The organism is Planktotalea sp., assembly GCF_039984035.1.
In the GTDB taxonomy this organism is placed as follows: Bacteria; Pseudomonadota; Alphaproteobacteria; order Rhodobacterales; family Rhodobacteraceae; genus Planktotalea.
Genome location: NZ_JBDWVM010000035.1, coordinates 1 through 20,099, shown reverse-complemented (window position 1 = coordinate 20,099; position 20,099 = coordinate 1). Strand labels below are relative to the sequence as shown.

The window sequence follows — 20,099 nt, the reverse complement described above, 5'->3', positions numbered from 1 at the left end:
TTCACGCCTTCAATCTTCTGTTGCGCGATCCCCTTTGCGGCCAGCTTTTCAGCAAGGCTCGCAAACTTGCGCGCACTCCCGACAAAGGCCGTATGCAGCACATCAAGCGCCAAAGAGCTTTCTAACGCATCCATATCGCCCTGCCCTTGCGTGGCAATCACGATCACACGTTGTTGCACATCGCTCGCACCAACTTCGGGCAGCGATTGCACGACGGACCAATGAAACTGCGGGGCCAACGCGACCAGCGCCAACGCCACAGGCGATGCGCCCAAAACCACCAATTGCGGCATGGGCAAACAGGGCTCAATGAAGATATCAACGCTGCCTTTTGACGGGCATCCATTGCGCGCAAACCGCGTGCCATCGACCTCGTCGCCAGCGCTGACGCCCTTCTCGGCCAGCAGTTCTTCAGGTGCGACAGACACCAGTTGCGGCGCACCGCTGCGCAGCGCCTCAATCGCCGCCTTTTTCACCGCACCGCGCGTGCATCCACCGCCAAGCCAGCCATGAACAATCGCGCCCTCACTGTTCAACACCGCCTTCGCACCGGGTTTCGCAGCCGTCGATCCCGCCGTGCGCACGATCGTCGCAAAGGCAAATGGCTCATCATTGCGGCGCAGGTTTTCTGCGACGTCGGCCAAATCTTCGGACAGGAATTCAGCAGGGGTCATAGCGCATGCACCTCATTTTCTAGGGATGCCAGATCGGCCAAAGTGTTCGCCGCTTTGAACAGATCAAGATGCGGCAGCGCGGCTGCCATGCCAGAAGCCACAGGCGCATAATCGCGCCAGCCTTTCAGCGGGTTGAGCCAAATGATCTTGCAGCCACGCTTCTTAAGCGCGCGCAAAGCCTCGTCCATCACGTCGGGCGGCGCCGTGTCGTAACCATCCGACAGGATCATCACCACAGTGCGCCCATCAACGAACCGTTTGGCATAGGTATTCGCAAACCGCGCAATCGACGGTCCGATTTCAGAACCACCCCCAAAACCATCCGCCATCAGTGACATCCGCCCTATCGCGCGCATCGCATCTTTGTCGCGCAGCGCTTCGGTAATGCGCACAAGGCGCGTGTGAAACAGATAGGCATCAGCCGTAGGCTCGCTCCGCATCAACCCTGCGAGGAACGACAGAAACACCTGCGCATAAACAGTCATCGAGCCGGACACATCGCAGAGCGCAACCATCTTCATTGGGCGATCAGGGCGTTTCTTGCGGATCAGGCGCACAGGTTCACCGCCCGTGGCGAGGCTGGCGCGGATCGTCTTGCGAAAGTGCAACCGATCCCCTTTGCGCGCAGCAATGCGGCGGCGCGAACGCCGATCCCGCATGGCAACGCCCAAACGTCGCGCAACGGCTTCCGCCTCTGCAATATCCTCAGGGCGCACCAACTCGCGCAGATCATTGCGCATCGTGTTGCGTACCTGCGTCGCAATCAGGCGACCTTCGCCATCGCTCTCGGCTTCGCCGTCACCCCCATCAGGCGCGTTAGCCGTGCCAGCGCCGCCCGCAACATCTTCGCCCTTTGCATCGCGCGAGGAATGCATGTTATCGTTGCTCTTGCTCGACTTGGTCGGAATGATCTTCTGTTTCACGCGCCCCGCATCCAGCCAAAAGCTGTCAAACAAGGCATCGAAACGCTCCACCTCTTCTTTGCACCCCGTGCAAATCGGGCGGAGCGCTTGTCGCGTTTGCTCTGGCCAACTGGCATCGACTTCACACAAAGCCGCCAGCGCCAGATCGGTTTCAGATACCCCCAAACGCATCCCATTTTCCCGCAAATGCCCAATGAACCCCGCCACGCGTGCAGCAGGACCAGGGTCGCGGCCAGCAAAGCGTGTGACACGGCTCATGCGGCGCGTCCTGCAATCCGGCCCGCCACTTCCACAGTGACTTGCGCGCGATCATTTTGCGTCTTGAGGAGCGTGCTGAGCGTATGCTGAAGCGCCGCTGGATCATCTGTCAGATCCGCAATGCCCAGCCCCATGAGGGCCGCCGCGAAATCAAGCGTTTCAGCAATGCCCGGAACCTTGTCCAAATCCTCTTCGCGCAGCTTCTGAACGAAGCCAACAATCTGCGCACCCAATCGCGCAGGCACATCAGGGCAGCGCGCCTGCAAAATCGCCAATTCCGTCTCGCGATCTGGATAGTTCACATAAGAATACAAACACCGACGACGCAGCGCATCCGACAGATCGCGCGTGCCATTGGAGGTCAAAATCACAATCGGGCGTGTCGTGGCCTCAACCGTGCCAAGCTCTGGAATTGTCACTTGGAATTCGGACAGGATTTCCAGCAGATAGGCTTCAAATTCCTCATCCGCGCGATCAATCTCATCGATGAGCAACACAGGCGCAACGTCCTGCGTAATTGCGGCCAACAACGGGCGCTCCAGCAAAAAATCGCGCGAGAAAATGCGCGCCTCAACCGATTGACCGGTCTCACCATCTTCCGCAGCCGCACGAATGGTCAGCAATTGGCGTTGATAGTTCCACTCGTAAATCGCTTGTGCCGCATCAAGGCCTTCGTAGCACTGCAAACGGATCAGCTTGGTATTGCGCTCTGCCGCCAAAGAGCTAGCTAGCTGCGTTTTGCCAACGCCCGCCGCACCCTCAAGCAACAAAGGTCGCCCAAGCGTCAGGGACAAATGCATCGCGACCGCTAGGTCGTCAGATGCAACATATCCGCTGCCCGCCAAGGCAGTTTGTAGATCATTCCAACTCATCATGAATTCCTGCAAGATGGACCCCCGACAAAATCGGGGGCCACATTTTTACGTTCAGTCGTGCAGACCCAGCTCATTCGCGGTCTTCCAGATCCGCCAATGGTCATGCGGCATGTTCGTATGCGTGTTGCCAAAGGCACGGAACGCATCCTGAACAGCATTGGAGAAGCACGGCACACCGCCAACATGTGGGCTTTCGCCCACACCTTTTGCACCAATCGGGTGATGCGGGCTTGGGGTCACTGTGTAATCGGTTTCGTAGTTAGGAACTTCCCATGCCGTCGGCAAGAAGAAGTCCATCAACGTCCCCGTTTTACAGTTGCCCATGTCGTCATAAGCAATCTCTTGCCCCAATGCGACAGCCAAGGCTTCGGTCAAACCACCGTGGATTTGTCCCTCAATGATCATCGGGTTGATCCGCGTGCCACAGTCATCCAGCGCATAGAAGCGGCGAATTTCCGGAACACCCGTATCCACATCAATGTCCATGACGCAGACATAGGCGCCAAACGGATAGGTCATGTTGGGTGGATCATAATAGCTGACCGCTTCCAGACCTGGCTCAATGCCGGGGATTGCCTGATTATAAGCAGCAAAGGCGATTTCTTTCATCGTCTTGAACTTCTCAGGCGCACCTTTGACCACGAAACGATCCACATCGAATTCCACGTCATCGTCGTGAACTTCTAGCAGATAGGCCGCAATCATCTGTGCCTTGGCACGAATTTTACGCCCCGCCATGGCCGTCGCCGCACCCGCAACTGGGGTTGAACGCGATCCATAGGTGCCCAAACCATAAGGCGCGGTATCTGTGTCGCCTTCTTCAATGGTAATGCTATCCGCAGACAGACCAATCTCAGTTGCAAGGATTTGCGCGAATGTCGTCGCATGCCCCTGCCCTTGTGAAATCGTCCCTAATCGCGCAATCGCAGAACCCGTCGGGTGAATACGAATTTCACAGCTATCGAACATACCAAGCCCAAGAATATCGCAATTCTTAACGGGACCCGCGCCGACAATCTCGGTGAAGAAGCTCAGACCAATGCCCATCAATTTGCGGGTTTTGCCAGCCTTAAAATCCTCAACGCGTTGCGCTTGCTCTGCACGCAGCCCTTCATAATCAACCGTTTTGAGCGCCTTGTCCCAAGCCGTTTGATAATCGCCGCTGTCATATTCCCATCCGAGAGCAGCCGTATACGGGAATTGCTCTTTCTTGATAAAGTTGAGACTGCGCAGCTCGGCCGCATCCATGTTCAACTTGATCGCGAGAACCTCGATCATGCGTTCGATGAAATACACCGCCTCCGTCACACGGAACGAGCAACGATAGCTCACGCCGCCGGGGGCTTTGTTAGTGTAGACACCATCAACCTCAAGATAGGCAGTTGGGATATCGTAAGAACCCGTGCAGATGTTCATGAAACCCGCTGGGAATTTCGTCGGATCGGCGCAGGCGTCAAAGCCACCATGATCCGCCGTCACATGGCAGTGCAGCCCTGTGATTTTACCCTCTTTAGTCGCAGAAATCTTACCCGTCATGTGATAATCACGCGCGAATGCGGTGGTCATCAGGTTGTCCATGCGATCTTCGATCCATTTAACAGGCTTGCCTGTCACGATGGACGCGACGACCGAACACACATATCCAGGATAGGCGCCAACCTTGTTCCCAAAACCGCCGCCGATATCTGGGGAAATCACACGGATGTTGTGCTCTTCTATACCAGAAATCAGGGAAACAATGGTCCGGATCGCGTGCGGCGCTTGGAACGTACCCCAAAGCGTCAGCTTGCCGTTGACCTTGTCCATCGACGCAACAGAGCCGCATGTCTCAAGCGGGCAAGGGTGCGTGCGGTGGTAATACATGCTCTCTTCCGCAACGACTTCTGCGTTGGCGATAACTTCTTCTGTTGGCTCCTTGTCGCCTGCATCCCATGTAAAGATATGGTTGTGATGCTTGCGCGGACCATGCGCGCCATCGGTGGGCGATCCATCTTCGCCAACCGTATCTTCGCGCAGAACAACGTCAGATTTGAGCGCTTCAAACGGGTTCACAAGAACAGGCAGTTCTTCGTATTCCACTTCAACCAGCTCAATACCGTCCGCCGCGATAAAGCGATCCTCAGCGACAACAAAGGCAACTTCCTGTCCTTGGAATAGCACCTTGCCATCGGCCAGAACCATCTGCTTGTCACCCGCAAGCGTCGGCATCCAGTGCAGACCCAGTGGCTCCAAATCAGCGGCGGTCAAAACGGCGATCACGCCAGGCAATGCCATCGCAGCGGATGTATCAATGCTCTTGATGCGCGCATGTGCGTAAGGGGAGCGTACAAAATCACCAAAGATCATACCGTCCAGCTTTACGTCATCAACGTAATTGCCTTTGCCCTGCGTGAAACGTGCGTCCTCAACCCGCTTGCGCGAGCAACCCATACCCTTAAGATTGGCGACGCGATCTTCGCGGTTGTCTACTTCGTCCTTCATTCTGCGGCCTCCTTGGCTGCATTCATTTCTGTGGCCGCAGCCTGAATGGATTTCACGATGTTCTGATAGCCCGTGCAGCGGCAAATATTGCCAGCCATGCCAAAGCGGATTTCTTCCTCAGTCGGCGTTGGGTTCTCTTCGAGAAGTTTTGTCGCCCGCGTGATCATCCCCGGTGTGCAATATCCGCACTGAAGACCGTGATGCTCTTTGAACGCTTCTTGCAACGGATGCAGGCTATCAGGATCACCAAGACCCTCAATCGTCGTCACCGACTTGCCGCTCGCTTGCGCCGCAAAGACAGTACAGGACTTCACGGACTTGCCGTCAATCGTCACCGTGCACGCACCGCAATGGGATGTTTCGCACCCAATATGCGGGCCCGTGATGTTCAGGCGTTCGCGCAATGTGTAAATCAACAGCTCGCGTGGCTCTGCAAGGAACTCTTCATCCTTGCCGTTCACGTTCAGCTTGATGTGCATTTTATCTGACATGTTTCTAGCTCCTTACGCCCGCGCCCAAGCGCTCTCGATGGCGCGGCGCAAAATGACGCCAGCCACGTGTTTCTTGAATGCGACCGGACCTTTGTTGTCCTCTGATGGGTCGATGTCTTCGAGCATCGCAGCAACCGCCGCCTTAAGCGCCGCATCATCAACCGCAGTGCCAACCAGAGCCGCACCAGCAGCTTCGGAATAAATCGGCGTATCACTAAGGTTCGTCATCGCGACAGACACCGCAGAACAGGTTCCACCATCCTTCTCGATCTGGATCGCAGCCGCAGCTGTCGCATAATCGCCAATCTTGCGCTTTTGCTTTTCGTAGCAATATCCACCGCGCGGCACGGCAAAGCTCACCGCGACCAAGACTTCATCATCTTCGCGCTCGGTCATATAGGCCGCTTCGTAAAAGTCGCGCGCCGCAACATCGCGTTCCCCGTCCGGACCAACCAACGTAAACGTCGCGTCCAAACATTGCATCAACCCCGGCATATCGTTGCCCGGATCGCCATTGGCTACATTGCCGCCAACAGTGCCCATGTAGCGCACTTGCGGATCAGCAATCTGCAGCGCTGCTTCGCGCAGGATCGGCGCGACTTTCGTCAGTTCCGCGTTGTCGATAATGTCCGCTTGCGTAACCAACGCGCCAATACGAATGCTGTCGCTGCCGATCTCGATGTCGGACAAGCCGCCAACGTCTTGCAGGTCAATCAAATGCGGGACATCTGCCATGCGCAGTTTCATCATCGGGATCAGGCTGTGGCCACCTGCCATGACGCGTGCGTCATCCCCGTGCTCCTCCAATATGGCAAGAACACCTGCCATATCTGTAGGTCTATAATACTCAAATGCCGCTGGAATCATCGGCTCTCCTCCCTAAAAGCGATTAATCTGGCTAGGGAGAATAAGTGCATACCAACGTATGCGAAGGCTTTAGAAAACCCTTGAAATGCTGACCTTTTGCACGAAATGCGCCTTATCCAGCATGAACTGCGCCGGTCTTTCCACCAAGTGCATCCTGAATTTGCTTCAGCTTTGACCGACTCACAGGTGCGGGCGGCAAATCACTCGCTTCGAACATGACGCGCCCTTTGTCCTTGCTGCGTTCAAACCGGCTCACCTTCTCCGGGTTCACCAAATAACTGCGGTGCGTCTGCAAGAAACCCGTCGGCAACAGCCGCTTGGACGCTTCGGTAATCGGCCACACACAGAACAGTCGATCCTGATCCGTATAGACCTGCGTGTAATGCCCATCCGCGCGCATCAAGGCCACATCATGCGCCGCCACAAACACCCGCGTGCCATCGCGCTCACAAGGGATCTGCTGAACCTCTGCCAGCTCTTCAACAACAGGCGTAGCAACGACAGCGTCCACAGGCTCCCCCACTGGACGCGCCACCAAATAGGTCACACTCACCCAAAGGAACGTACCGAACAGAACAAAGCTGGAAAAGATCACGCCAAGCGCCAGAACCTCATTGCTCATCGTCGGGCCAAATTCGCTCAGGCTCGGCACTTCAACAAATTGCGTGCCCGCCATGGCAAGGAAATGCACAGAACACACAGCAACGGCAAAACAGGCAGAGCCCAGTAAAATATTACGCTTCGTGCGCTCGCCGTAAGCGATCCAGAACGCAAGCATACACAATCCAACCGCCACAACCGAGGACGTGACAATCCCAAAGGGCGTATAAATCGCGCGGCACAGCTGCAAACCGGCCATGCCAATGTAGTGCATGCCCAAAATACCAATGCCAACAATCGCGCCCGCAATCGCAATCGCCAGCGGGGTGCGCTCGGCAAAATGCAACATCACAAGGGCCGCGCCCACGAGCAAAATCGCAATCAGCGCAGAGACCAGCGTGATCGCCGCATCATAGTAAAACAGGGTCGGCAGTTGGAGCCCCAGCATCGCCACAAAATGCATCGACCAAATGCCACCGCCCAAGGCGATCGAGGCCAAAGCAACAGCAACCTGTCTCTGAAACAACGGCTTATGGGACAGCTCCCGCGTCAGCGACAAGCCGGTAAACCCTGCAACCAAGGCAACAACACAGGACATGAACACAAGGAACATGTTGTGATCTGATTCAAGAACTCCCATTGGCGCCAAACTGACCGAAAAATAATTTGAAGGCAAATCAAGAGACCGCGCATTTCGTGAATCAAGTCTTGAAACGCCGCCAAGCGGGACAATGCTACCTGTCTTATTGAAGGCCTGCGTATCTGTTTTTTTGAATCCGCATTCGGGTTCAATCAAGATGGCGTCATGACCCAGAACAGTCTTGTTCTGTCGCAAGGGGCTATCTTTGAGGGCCAATTGCAACTAGGTGAAGGTGCTAAATCAGCGCCCTCACCCAATTGGCATTGGTCCGCGCTTTGACACATTTTCGCTAAAGAAACTCAAATGCTCTATCGATCCGCCGGCAAATTTATCGACAGCGTCTTAAGCTTGCCGTCTTTCACCGAAGTCCGCGAAACTGTCGAGCCAGACATTTGTGTGCGATTTGGCCACGTGCCCCAAGATGATTGGCAGGACTCTCTGGCGATCCAAGGGTGGCACCGCATCGATGACGGGCTGCAATTCAAAGCGTCGGGCATCGGTGCTTTTCGCGTAGACAAAAACGGCGCGCGCATCGTTTTGGATTGTCCCGTCGAAAAACGGTCCGAGGCCAGTGCCTATGTGACAGGGAGCGCCTTGGGTGCTGCGCTGCATCTCAGTGGCTCGGTTGTTCTGCATGCTAGCGCCATTGCAACAGAGCATGGAGCGGTCTTATTCTGCGGGCCTTCTGGCGCGGGCAAGTCCACGTTAGCGGCGAGCTTCGTGCAGCGGGGCTACTCCATGCTAAGCGACGACATCTGCGCTTTGCAGATCGTGGGTGATCAAGTCCAAGTCCAGCCTGACGGCCGGTTTCTAAAACTTTGGCAGCCCGCTATCCACGCTTTGGGCGCTGATGCCGTGCAACGGGATCGAGTTCTGGGTAATCGAGACAAATTTCATGTGGATTTTGCGAGCACACATCTGACACCACTTCCGGTTCGTGCCCTTTACGATTTGGCTTGGGCAACCGATGGCCCGCCACGCGTGCGTCCACTTAGTCCAGGTCAGGCATTTGCCACTTTTGTCGGCCACGCCTACCGCCCCGGTCTTGTGGCTGCATTAGGCGCCCAACCTGCCTATTTTGACACCGTCACGGCATTACAACAAACAGCCCCCATTCAATGCCTCACGCGTCCAGTTTCGCTTGCTGAACTAGACTTTGTCGTCGACACGATTGAAAATGACCTCAGGGATTTGGGCCCAAAGTTTCACTCTCTTTAAAACAAGACCCCCGTTAGGAGCGGCGATGAACCATCAACATATCCGACAAAAACAAAGTGGTGTCATGGCAGCGACGATGGACGATCAGGCCGTGGTCATGGAACTCGCCAGCGGACGCTTCTTTGACTTGGATGCTATGGGCGTCGTTATTTGGGCGATGCTAGAGCAACCGACGACCTTGAATGCGATAGTTTCGGCGCTTTTGACCAAGTATGAGATTGATGAAGCCACTTGCACCTCAGAAGTAACAACCTTTCTAACCCAAATGGAAAGCCTTAGCCTGATCGAAACGCAGTCAGCGCCTTGGTAAGATTAACGCATCGCGCTAGAACTTTGGTGATCTGCCTGGAAGCTGTGGTGTGTTTGATCCTGTGTGACCTCATTCTAAAATTCGCACCTCGCAAAATCTCGCGCGCGGTCATTGACCGGCCCCACAAAGCGGATCAAAACGCCCCCTCTTTGGACGCGCTTGTTCAACGTCCTGCGCTTTCGTCGGGCTATCTGCTTGCCCTCCGAGTACTGCCATGGCGGATCGTGTGTTTACCCCAAGCTCTTGCAGCACGCTCGATGCTGAGTCGAAGAGGGATCGCCAACACACTTTTGGTCGGCGTGAAGCGAGATGACCCAGAAGGCACGACAGACCTACATGCGTGGCTGAGTATTGGCGATCACGTGATCATCGGAGGAAATGTGAGTAGTTATACACCGATGTACCAGCTAGGCAGTGCGGAACACGCCACATCTAAGCAGTAAAGAGATATGGAATGAGCGCACTTACAGGCATTTTTCACAGAAGCGGGGCGCCTGCCGACGAGGAACAGACCCAACGCATGTTGCGCACTCTGTCGGACTATGCTCCGGGCAAGCCGCATAGCTATGCGGTTGGGCCCGCGTCGGTTGGTGCAGCTCAATTCATTTCAACACCCGAAGCACGGCATGCCAAACAGCCTCTCGTGTCGCGGGACCATCGCTTTATTGCTGTATTCGATCTCAGGCTAGACAATCGCGGTGACATCATTGCTGCGCTAAACCTCGGGCCAGAAAGCAAGCAGATGTCTGACGAATTCCTTGCCCTGCACGCATGGGAGAAATGGGGCGATGCAGCGCTTTTAAAAATGGTTGGACCGCTGGCCATGGTTCTTTGGGACACAAATACCCAAACGCTTGTCTTGGCGCGCGACCCATCCGGTCAACGGATGTTGCACTACCATATGAGCAAAGACCGCGTGACTGTCGCCAGCTTGCCGCGCGCTATTCACACCCTTGGCGACATTCCGCGCCAAGTGGATGAACTAAAGATCATTGATGCGCTGACACAGCATAACGTCGATGTCGAACGCACCTATTTTGTCGGCATACATCAGGTCGCGCCGGGCGCGCTGGTGCGGGTAAGCCGGGATCGCGTGCAAAAGGAAAAGTGGTACAGCCTGCGGCGCCAGATCAAACCGATCACGTATGCGCGTGATGACGATTATGTGGAGGCCGCCAAAGACCTTTTGGACACTTGCGTCGCGGCGCATATGCGATCTGTTGGCACGGTAGGTTCGTTTATGTCCGGCGGCCTCGATTCATCGACGATTGCTGCAACTGCCGCACTAAAACTGCAATCCAGCGGGAAACGTTTGCCAGTCTATACATCCGTTCCGGACCCTGATTGGACGCCAGTCAAAATGCGCGGTTCCTACACCGATGAAACACCGCACGTACAAGCCATCGCAGCAATGTATCCCAACATGGACCTCACATTGGTGAACAATGCAGGCCGCAGTGTGTTTGAAGTACAAGAAGCAATGCTCCAAGCAATCGAACAACCTATACGCAACGCTTTGAACGTCCATTGGATCCATGAAATTCTGAGACAAGCCTCCAATACCGGAGTGACCACAATGCTTGAGGGTGGGATTGGCAATCTAACGCTTTCGTATAGCGGTGTTGGTATCTACGCCAAAGCTCTGAGCCACGGACATCTCAAAACGCTTGCACGTCTGGTCTATCAAGGGGCACCTTCTTGGCCCAAACGGGCGCGCCTTTTAGCAAGACAAGGCATTTCACCGTTGTTGCCAAATTGGGTTAGGCAGATCAGGCGCGCAATGCCTGGCACGGTGAGAAGGCCAAGCATCGCCGATCTTCCTGTCCTTGTTTCTGCCATGGAACGTCGCGGTTCAATAGAACGCGCTGCACAAGACGGTTTCGATCTTTTTGCGGCCCGCCCTCGGGACTATCGCGGGTTTCTTATGGAAGTGAATGAACGCTACTATGCAGGAACCGCCACCGCTTTTCTCTCGGCGGCGCGGTCTCTCTATGGGATCGAGATGCGGGACCCATTGGCAGATCGACGCATGCAAGAATGGTGCTTCGGAGTCCCGCATGAACAATTTATCTTGGACGGCGAATCTCGGTCTTTGATGAAGCGTCTTTCAAAAGGTATGTTGCCGGATGATATCCGTCTCCAACAGCATGGCAAAGGGCGGCAGAGCCCTGACGCGCACTTCCGGCTGTCGCGCGACTTGGAGCGTATCAACGAAGAATTGGCCCGGCTCTCCGACGATAGCGACATCAATACGCTTGTTGATGTGGAGCGCTTGAAAGAGTGGGTCGAACATTGGCCCGATGAGGCAAACATGACAAACCACAACGCAGCATCTGGGAGATTCTCAGTTATGCTGCCACTTGGGCTCCATATCGCGCGCTTTATTCAGCGCGAAAACGGCCGGAACTAATGAACAAATGCGCGCAGATTTCAACACCAAGATAGCGTACCAATTGAAAGTCTGATATCGGACAAACTGTGTTGTATCGAGTAGCCAAAATCAGTTTTGATGAACAAAGAGGCCAAAACGTGAAATTTGAAGATACAAACAAGCCCAGCAAGGCAACTTGGACGACCCCAACGGTAAGCGAGGCGAAACCGCTAGAAACGGCTCAAGCTACCCCGAATGGGTTTACTCCTGACGGCACAACGTGTGACAGCTAACTAAAGTCGCTCGTGTTATACGGGTTGCTCCTGATCATCGTTACACTTTTCATTGGTAGACTTAAACACGCGGGCTGAACTTGCAGTCTGCTGGCTGGGCGCAGGTATCGACGACAGCCTTCATTGCCGCACTCGTCTACCAAGTTAATCAACAAGGCTTCGCGACCAAAAATTAAAGACTAGAAAAGGTCCCTCGGTTGATTTTTCCGCCTGAACTGACAGCGCAGCACAGCTTTTCAATGTCTGTCCCAGGTCGGGAAGGTATTGAGCATTTCTCACAAGATCGTCTTGTCGCAACCGCCCAATCTGTGGCGGCATATGTCGCGGCAACATGTCCTGAAAAGTCATCAATTGTGCTGGCATTCGGCTCTGGAGCTGCTTTCACAGCAGCCTTTTTGGGATGCGTTCAGGCAAAAATGCTGCCCTTTGCGATCAAACCAACAACAGGCCCGCGACCGTCCGAAATGCTGAGCGCACAGATCAAAGATGCAGCGCCTCGGCTCGTGGTCACCGAACGCCATCGGGTTGATGACATGCGTCAACAGACGGGCCACCAGATCCCCGTGATCGCCGTCGAAGACATCCCGCCAGCGACACTTCAATCCACTGTGGCCGCCAATGATGATGTGGCGTTTTTGCAGTATAGCTCAGGTTCGACAGCAAACCCAAAAGGCATTGCTGTCACACATGGGAACCTACGGGCGAACCTAACAATGCTCGCTGACTGCGTTGGTGCCAAAGAGGGTGAAACGCATGTGTCTTGGCTACCTCATTACCACGACATGGGATTGGTCGCGACGCAGCTATTGTCTGTCTTTGTTGGGATGCACCTTGTTCAGCTGGACTCCAAACACTTCCTGACCCACCCCTTAAATTGGCTCAAGACGATCTCAGACCACAAGGCCGTTCTCTCCGGGGTTCCCAATTTTGCTTTTGACGTCTGCGCGCAGAAAGCAGACCCAAAAGCGCTAAATGGTCTCGATCTTTCCTGTATTCGAACCTTGTATGCAGGCGCAGATAACGTTCAGGCGAAAAGCCTGAGACAGTTTGAGGCGGCTTTCAAACCCTATGGCTTGTCCGACACCGCGCTGCTGCCCGGCTACGGATTGGCAGAGGCAACCGTTTTCGTGTCCGGCATAGGACATGCCGCAAGATGGAGCCGGGTTTTTGTCGACGATGCGGCGCTGCAAGCAGGTGACGTGGTCATCACGCCGAACGTGGATACCTCAATGGAGGTTGTGGCGTGTGGAAAGGTGCCCGCGGATCAAGGCATTTGCATCGCGGATCCAGAAACAGGCAAACGGGCCGCGCCGGATAGGGTTGGCGAAATTTGGGTTCGGGGCGACCATACCGTTCAAGCATACCTCAACAAACCGGAACTATCCGCAAGCCAACTGTCCACAACATTGTATCCCGATGGCGGGTCGGGTTGGCTTCGAACAGGTGACCTTGGATTTATCCACGCGGGACTCTTGTACCCAACAGGCAGGATCAAGGACCTAATTGTTCTGAATGGTCGCAATATTTCAGCATCTGAAGTTGAACTACCAGCATCAGCCCTCTTTCCCATTCCCGCGAGCGCCGCGTTTGTCACAACAACATCTCTGGGCGATGCACAGATCGAGTTAGTCGCCGGATGTTCCGAGCCCGCGAAAGCATCCGAAATCGGAGAAGCACTATGGGAAGAAACCAACGCTCTGCTTCAAAAACGGTTTAACACCCATCTTGGCGCGCTAAGCCTCGTGCCACGCAGGCAAGTTCCCAAAACATCCAGCGGAAAAGTCCAACGTGATTTATGCCGTCGCCGCTTAAAAGCGGGAACACTTGATGTCCTCTGGCGTAAAGAGCGGCCAGTAACTCCCCCTATCACGGATGCAATCCCGTCTACAGGCGCACCGCCGTCGGACTACCTGCCCGTACTTCGGCAGCTCGTCGCTCCCTTTCTAGCCAACCCAGATATCCCCGACACACAGGATCTCACGGCCGCAGGCATGGATTCCCTGCTTATGGTGCGGTTTGTGTTGAGCGTGGAGCAGACCGTGGGTCACAACTCCTTTGTACGGTCGTTTCTCGCAACGCCAACGCTGTCTCATCTCGCGACATTGCTTGCAAATTCGCCCTCTTCCGCAACAAAACTGGACACTAAGCTAACACGTGAACGTCCAATTACAGTTTACCGCAAGATCAACCGCACTCTTCGAACTCTTGCCATCGCTACAATCCCTTATGGTATCGCTTCTCGGGCCTTGCATTTGGGGTTTCTTACGCACTTCCCAGCTGGGCCGTATATGCGAACCGTTGCCAAAAACACGACGCAACTGTTGTCAGAAGCAGGGTCTAAGACAGATTTGGCAGCCGCAAAGCGCCACAACCAAATCGCCAACTTCGCCCCAGATTGGCGTCTGAAGAGCCTGAAAAAAACACGCAATTCCGAAAAATTCATAAAGGTTCAGGGCTTAGACGCGATCCGGGAAAAGGCCGATGGTCGCGGCATTGTCTTTGTTGGCACGCACAGCCGCCTACTCAGGGCCCTCCCCTTCGCGCCAGAGCTACGTTCAAAGCCGTGGGCAGCCATTGGGAATTATGAACCAGAAGGCGAACGGACGCTCGTCGCCCCCGATGAAGCCACTCGCCCAAAGGCGAGGGCCGAACAAATTTGGCGCGCAACACAAACGCTTAATGCCGGCGGGTACGCTATGATTTTCGCAGATGGCAATGAAGGCCAAGGCGGAATCAAGGTCAACCTGCACGGTCGAGAGCGTTTATTTCGCCAAGGCTTCGCAGAGCTTGCCTTTGCTGGCAACGCCCTGATTGTGCATGTTGCCAGTTCGATCTCTGGCACTGGTTTGGTCACGTTTCACCTCAGTTCACCAATTGATTTGAACGGAAAACGCGACCTCATTGAACCCGCTCTGCGCCTATATATCCACAACTTGAATACAATCTGGGAACAGGAAATTTCCAGCCTCAATGGATACGGTCAAAACTTACACCTCAGCGCTTCCAAATGGTGATATAAACTCAGGCCACACGGACAGTCAGCTGGCCACTGCTAACTCTCCTTTGTGTATATGTATCGATGTCCGCAATGCGGACTTTGCCGCCGTTCGCTGCGGTTGCGCCAATGTCCGGTTTGATGGATCGACAGCAATGGAGGGCTTTAAGCGTGTGGGGCTAGGTTTTTCCTAGTAGCTGATACTTGATGTGATCAGCTTCACCGGGGTCCGCGTAGAGATTTATGAGCGTTTCAAACACCTCAGCGGCTTTTGTAGGGTTGGTTGGTGCAATTGCCATGATCAATATACGTCCGAACACCGCGTTGCTATCAATCGCAATATCATAGCAGGCACCGTCTTCAATCATTCGGTCATACGCCGCTTCTAACGCTTCAGGATCGGCGAGGCTGGCATTCCAAAGAAATCTATATTGTGCGGATCGGAAACCGTCGCCGAAATCACCCGACCGACATAGTTTTATGAGGTCATCTACGCTCCCCAAGAGTTGGGAAACGACAAAGTCACGGGTGATATTCTTTCCCTCGGCAGACTTGTTCATGGCCTTTTCTTTCATGTCGTTAAGGCGAAACCCTGCCACCTTTTAGGCTGTGCGGCAACGCAGCTGGTCGCGTATTGTTGCCACCGTAACGGTCATTCGTGCTCGGTGCAGCATTTAACACCTTGGGCTCAAAGCGGACTTTAGCCGCAACGCGCTAAGCGTAGGGTTTCGGCCTCCTTATGACGGTCGTTTCAAAGCCACCCAAACCCCGTACTTCCACATCAGCCCGCATTATCCGTCCGCCGCACCGCAGGCGCTAAAACAACGATCAGAACGGCCAATACCGCCAGCACCACAAACGCGCTGCGAATGGACGTCGCCTCTGCCATGAACCCGATCAACGGCGGGCCTAGCAATATGCCCCCGTACCCAAGCGTCGAAACGCTCGCAATCGCCGCCCCTGGCGACATCACCGGATCATTCGCCGCGCGCGAGAAGGCAAGCGGGATGATCACCGCATACCCAATGCCCATTAGAACGAACCCGAACAGCGACATCCCATAGGTGCCAAAACCAACCGCGCACAGCACACCAACCGCTGCAATCGTGCCTGCAAAACGCGCCGTGCTGACAGGGCCAAACCTTTGGGTGACGCGATCCCCCATTAATCGCATCGCCACCATTGCCAGCGAATAGATGGAATAGCCAAGCGCGGCATTCGCCTCGCTCGCGCCCGTTGTTTCAATCAGGAAAATCGCGCTCCAATCCGCCATGCCCCCTTCACCAATGGATGCACAAAACGCAAAGAAACCCACAGCCAGCAAAGGCCCCTTCGGAAACACAAAGAACGGCCCTTTCTGCACCCTCGCTTGCGTATCAGACCGCCAATCAACCCGCGCAATGTAGAGCGTGATCACCGCGACCAAGGCCCCGGCCAGCACAAAGTGCAGCCCAATGCCCACATCCGCCCGCGCCGCCAAGAACCCCGTGCCAGCGCCAATGCCTGCGCCAAGGCTCCACATTGCGTGAAACGACGACATCACAGGGCGCGCGATATATTTCTCCGCTTCCCCCGCCCATGTGTTCATCGACACATCCATGCCCCCATGGGTCGCGCCAAACAGAAACAGCGACACCGCCAAGGTCCAATAACTGGGCGAGCCTGCAATCAGGAACAAGGACAGTGCATAAAGCACCGCCAACACGCGCGTGACCCTCACCGCGCCAAACCGATCCGACCAACGCCCTGAAAACGGAAAGGCCACGATCGCCCCCGCCGCCATCAGCAACAACAACAGGCCCAGATTTCCGCTGCTCAGCTCATGTCGATCCGCAACCGTCGGAATGCGCGACGCCCAGATGCCAAACAGCGCGCCGTTCAGCACGAACATGGCCGCAACAGCCAGCCAAGCAGATCTATGCGTCATCGGTTTGAAAGTCCTTCACAGGGCCAAATGCCCTTATTAGTGTCTAAATCGATTTGCTTTAATGCTCATGCTCACACAGACCATGATCGCTCAACGAGGCCAAAACATAGCAGTCCTCAGCAACCCCATCACCGTCACAGCCTTTGGAAATTCGCGCAAGCTCTTTTTCCAACGTCCTCAAACGTTTCATTTTCGCGCGCACATCCGCGAGCTGGGCCGACGCAATCTCTTGCGCCGCATCGCAAGACCGGTCCGGGTTCTGCTGCAACTCAATCAGTGCTGAAATCGCGTCAATCGAAAACCCAAGATCGCGTGCATGACGGATGAAACTCAACCGCTCCAACCCGTCTTTGCCGTAACGCCGCTGGTTCCCCGCAGTGCGCTCCGCCTCGTCCAAAAGGCCCATCTCTTCATAATACCGGATCGTCGGCACCTTCACATTCGTGCGCTTGGACAGCTGACCAATGGAATACATAAAAAAACCTCTTGAACCTCTAGTGACTAGAGACATTATATAAACTGCAACTCAGTTTGAAAGGGATATTACCATGGCGGGTTGCTGCGATCACAAGACAACATTTGACGGAGTTTCGGACGATTACAAAAGACGCCTCTGGATCGTCATCGCGCTCAATGCGGTGATGTTCTTCGTCGAAATGACCGCGGGCCATGTGGCCCAGTCCCAAGCCTTGCAAGCGGACGCTCTCGACTTTGCCGGCGATGCCCTCACCTACGGCATTTCGCTCGCTGTGATCGGTGCCTCTATCACCGTGCGCACCAACGCCGCCCTGTTCAAGGCTGTCAGCCTGCTGGCGATGGGCCTCTGGGTCGTCGGCTCCACCGTTTACCGCGTGTTCTACATCGGTGTGCCGTCCGCTAATATCATGGGCACCATTGGCGTGCTTGCATTGCTCACCAATCTCGCCAGCGTCGCCCTGCTGGTGCGATACAAGGACGGCGATGCCAACGTTCGCTCTGTCTGGCTCTGCTCGCGCAACGATGCCATCGGCAACGTCGCCGTCATCTTCGCCGCCCTCGGCGTCTGGGGCACGACCAGCGGCTGGCCCGACCTGATCGTCGCTGGCATTATGGGCAGCCTCTTCCTCTCCTCTGCCTTCCAGATCATGCAACAGGCCCTCGCAGAACGGCGCGCAGCCCATGGTCACGCCCTGCACGAAAGCCTATAATGCGGCGAACAGACAGGAGCGTTCGACAATGCCCAAAACTATCTCCCTCACGCATCACTACACCTCCCCTGCTGATCTCGTTTGGCAGGTCGCCACGGACCTCGATCACCTGAAGGAAGTCACCAAATCCCTGCTCAGCTACAAAAACATGCCAAGCCGCCAGATTTACGAGGGCCAGCACCTCACTGTTGATGTCTCGCTCTTTGGGAAAATGCCCTATCAACCCTACGAAATGACCGTCGAAAAACTGGATCACGAGACGCGCAGCTTTGCCTCCTTCGAAAAGGGCGCTGGCGTGAAATCGTGGCAGCATCGTCTACAGGTTATCGAGGATGCCGCAGGCTCCCGCATCGAAGAATCTATCGAGATCGACGCAGGCGTGCTAACCCCCGTCTTCGCGATGTGGGCCAAGTTCATGTATAACAAACGCCACGCACCGCGCCTCGAAATCCTCAAACGGCTCGAGGCTCGGCTCTAACCGTCAAACGCCTCGGGAAAGAGATCGCGCCAAAACTGCTCAATCTCCGCGCGGTTCAGCGCAGACATCCAGCCGTGTTTTTCAAAATCATCGCGCGCGGCGTTTTCTGTCAGCGATGACATAAAGAGCCGCTTATCTGCATCCCTTTGAGTCGGGCTGCGCGATTTGACCAGCTCTTGCACCACCGCCAGCACCTGCGCGCGCGCGCTCTTTGGCGCCTCAGGTTTCGCCGCGAGACCATAATCATCTTTCAGCGCCGCCGTCAGATAGCCGACGGGCGAGCGCACATCATCCTGCCCTTCTACATAGGCCAGCTTCTGCGCCACGACCACCTCACCGTGCTGGGTGATCCATTGTCGCGCCAGCCGGTCACTCACCCCCATCGCGCGCAAACGGTCATAAACGGGCGCGCGGCGCAGCCCCGTGCCATCGTCCAGATCAAGGATCGCCAATTGCGGGTTCGGCTCAATCACAAACCGAATGTCCGTCACCGCCCTACCCCGCTTGCGCGTCTCTGGCGTAACGATGATGTTGCTCGATTTGTTCACCTCCGCCACCGCGGGTTTGATGATCTTCGCATTCAAGTGTTTAAACGACTGATAATAGGCGCTGTCCTCAACCCCCATCAAACGGCGAAACGTATCGAGCGGCCACCATCCCGTGCTGCCTGTGCGGTGAAAGCGATAGCAGTTTTCATAAAGCGCCAGTGCATGGCCACTGGTAAACCGTCGTTGGATATTGAGGTTGATCAGCGCAAAGACTTTCGGGTCCGCCAGCTTCTCTGCCAACGCGGGCGAATAGGCATATTCGCACACCCCGCCCTTCAGCTTGGCGTAGCTGAGCAAGCTCGACACCCCCCATTCTTGCGCGCCATCCGCGCCGAGCATATCCCATTCCGCCACCGTCTCTGCCAGCCCGCGCAGCGATGCCTTGAGCGTGTCAAAATCGTTGGAGTTATATCCGACCATCATACAGAGCGTGCGCGCGTCCATTTCAAACATCTGCGCTGAGCCAAGCCGATCATAAGCATTGAGCAAAAGCACATTAGATAGTTTGCGTTGCAGCAGTGACAGTTTGCCCGACACATGGATCGCCGCGACGTGTTTTTTCACCGACCCACGTTTCAACGCGCCAGTGAGTTTTTCCTTTGGGATATCATCTTGCATGATTAAGGTGCCTTTGCTCGTGGCTCTCTTTGGAACCTTTGTTGTACAGAGTTTACCCCAAAAGGAACCTCCCGACAATCACCCCATTGGTACCTATTTACGGTGTTCAAGCGATCTCTGTTTTCACTCAAAGGTACCCAGTTACGGGACAGCCTTCGCAGGGCGATTCATCAATTGACCCAGTTTAGACCCTAAAACACCCATTAGACCCTATGTCCCGCGAATCGGTACCTTTCTTCCCGATCTATGGCACCTTTCATCCCGTGTATTGGTACCTTTCGTCCTGTTGTTTGGCACCCAAACTCACCTAAAGCTTTGTACTTAGGTTATTTTTTGAACCCAAAG

At 55.1% G+C, this 20,099-nt stretch carries 18 protein-coding genes; 7 read left to right on the top strand and 11 right to left on the bottom strand.

Annotated features, from left to right (window positions below; all coding sequences use genetic code 11):
* The 7 genes from ABJQ89_RS01570 to ABJQ89_RS01540 form a co-directional block, all read right to left on the bottom strand.
* A partial coding sequence (locus tag ABJQ89_RS01570) for an XdhC family protein (RefSeq protein ID WP_348494522.1) occupies positions 1–674 on the bottom strand: 674 nt, incomplete at its 3' end.
* Positions 671–1,855: a VWA domain-containing protein gene (locus tag ABJQ89_RS01565; RefSeq protein ID WP_348494521.1), complete on the bottom strand. Its 1,185-nt coding sequence runs from the start codon at positions 1,853–1,855 to the stop codon at positions 671–673. The genes ABJQ89_RS01565 and ABJQ89_RS01570, both read right to left, overlap by 4 nt.
* The gene (locus ABJQ89_RS01560) at positions 1,852–2,727 is read right to left on the bottom strand and encodes a MoxR family ATPase (protein WP_348494520.1); all 876 of its coding nucleotides are present in this window, start codon (positions 2,725–2,727) and stop codon (positions 1,852–1,854) included. Before ABJQ89_RS01560 ends, ABJQ89_RS01565 begins: the two co-directional genes overlap by 4 nt.
* Positions 2,728–2,781: 54 nt before the next feature.
* On the bottom strand, positions 2,782–5,211 hold the full coding sequence (locus ABJQ89_RS01555; RefSeq protein ID WP_348494519.1) for an aerobic carbon-monoxide dehydrogenase large subunit: 2,430 nt from the start codon (positions 5,209–5,211) through the stop codon (positions 2,782–2,784).
* Entirely contained in the window at positions 5,208–5,702 is a 495-nt protein-coding gene (locus tag ABJQ89_RS01550) for a (2Fe-2S)-binding protein (protein WP_348494518.1), read from the bottom strand. Before ABJQ89_RS01550 ends, ABJQ89_RS01555 begins: the two co-directional genes overlap by 4 nt.
* A gap of 12 nt (positions 5,703–5,714) precedes the next feature.
* Positions 5,715–6,569, bottom strand: coding sequence for a xanthine dehydrogenase family protein subunit M (locus ABJQ89_RS01545; RefSeq protein ID WP_348494517.1), 855 nt, complete (start codon positions 6,567–6,569; stop codon positions 5,715–5,717).
* Positions 6,570–6,681: 112 nt separating this feature from the next.
* Positions 6,682–7,809 (bottom strand): MHYT domain-containing protein, encoded by a 1,128-nt coding sequence (locus ABJQ89_RS01540; protein ID WP_348494516.1) that lies wholly within the window; start codon positions 7,807–7,809, stop codon positions 6,682–6,684.
* A 303-nt stretch (positions 7,810–8,112) separates the two neighbouring features.
* Between ABJQ89_RS01540 and ABJQ89_RS01535 the strand changes: the two genes are divergently transcribed.
* The 5 genes from ABJQ89_RS01535 to ABJQ89_RS01515 all read left to right on the top strand — a co-directional run bounded on the left by ABJQ89_RS01535 (position 8,113) and on the right by ABJQ89_RS01515 (position 15,015).
* Entirely contained in the window at positions 8,113–9,027 is a 915-nt protein-coding gene (locus ABJQ89_RS01535; protein WP_348494515.1) for an AAA family ATPase, read from the top strand.
* A 25-nt stretch (positions 9,028–9,052) separates the two neighbouring features.
* A complete protein-coding gene (locus ABJQ89_RS01530; RefSeq protein ID WP_348494514.1) occupies positions 9,053–9,337 on the top strand; it encodes a PqqD family peptide modification chaperone in 285 nt (94 codons plus the stop codon).
* Positions 9,338–9,363: 26 nt separating this feature from the next.
* Complete coding sequence (locus ABJQ89_RS01525; protein WP_348494513.1) at positions 9,364–9,780, top strand: lasso peptide biosynthesis B2 protein; 417 nt, start codon at positions 9,364–9,366, stop codon at positions 9,778–9,780.
* 11 nt (positions 9,781–9,791) lie between these two features.
* Positions 9,792–11,747, top strand: a complete 1,956-nt coding sequence (locus ABJQ89_RS01520) for an asparagine synthase-related protein (protein ID WP_348494512.1) — start codon at positions 9,792–9,794, stop codon at positions 11,745–11,747.
* A gap of 451 nt (positions 11,748–12,198) precedes the next feature.
* Complete coding sequence (locus ABJQ89_RS01515) at positions 12,199–15,015, top strand: AMP-binding protein (RefSeq protein ID WP_348494511.1); 2,817 nt, start codon at positions 12,199–12,201, stop codon at positions 15,013–15,015.
* A 160-nt stretch (positions 15,016–15,175) separates the two neighbouring features.
* On the opposite strand, the gene ABJQ89_RS01510 is transcribed toward ABJQ89_RS01515, so the two are convergent.
* The 3 genes from ABJQ89_RS01510 to ABJQ89_RS01500 all read right to left on the bottom strand — a co-directional run bounded on the left by ABJQ89_RS01510 (position 15,176) and on the right by ABJQ89_RS01500 (position 17,398).
* A complete protein-coding gene (locus ABJQ89_RS01510; protein WP_348494510.1) occupies positions 15,176–15,556 on the bottom strand; it encodes a hypothetical protein in 381 nt (126 codons plus the stop codon).
* A 221-nt stretch (positions 15,557–15,777) separates the two neighbouring features.
* Positions 15,778–16,923, bottom strand: coding sequence for an MFS transporter (locus ABJQ89_RS01505; protein ID WP_348494509.1), 1,146 nt, complete (start codon positions 16,921–16,923; stop codon positions 15,778–15,780).
* A gap of 58 nt (positions 16,924–16,981) precedes the next feature.
* Positions 16,982–17,398, bottom strand: coding sequence for a helix-turn-helix domain-containing protein (locus ABJQ89_RS01500; protein ID WP_348494508.1), 417 nt, complete (start codon positions 17,396–17,398; stop codon positions 16,982–16,984).
* A 73-nt stretch (positions 17,399–17,471) separates the two neighbouring features.
* Here ABJQ89_RS01500 and ABJQ89_RS01495 point away from each other — a divergent pair, with 73 nt between their 5' ends.
* Together ABJQ89_RS01495 and ABJQ89_RS01490 are read left to right on the top strand one after the other, a co-directional pair.
* Positions 17,472–18,110 carry a cation transporter gene (locus tag ABJQ89_RS01495; protein WP_348494507.1) on the top strand — a complete coding sequence of 213 codons (639 nt, stop codon included), beginning with the start codon at positions 17,472–17,474 and terminating at the stop codon, positions 18,108–18,110.
* A 28-nt stretch (positions 18,111–18,138) separates the two neighbouring features.
* A complete protein-coding gene (locus ABJQ89_RS01490; RefSeq protein WP_348494506.1) occupies positions 18,139–18,588 on the top strand; it encodes an SRPBCC family protein in 450 nt (149 codons plus the stop codon).
* Here ABJQ89_RS01490 and ABJQ89_RS01485 read toward each other — a convergent pair.
* The gene (locus tag ABJQ89_RS01485) at positions 18,585–19,754 is read right to left on the bottom strand and encodes a replication initiation protein (protein WP_348494505.1); all 1,170 of its coding nucleotides are present in this window, start codon (positions 19,752–19,754) and stop codon (positions 18,585–18,587) included. The two genes, ABJQ89_RS01490 and ABJQ89_RS01485, sit on opposite strands and share 4 nt — an antisense overlap.
* Positions 19,755–20,099 lie beyond the last annotated feature (345 nt).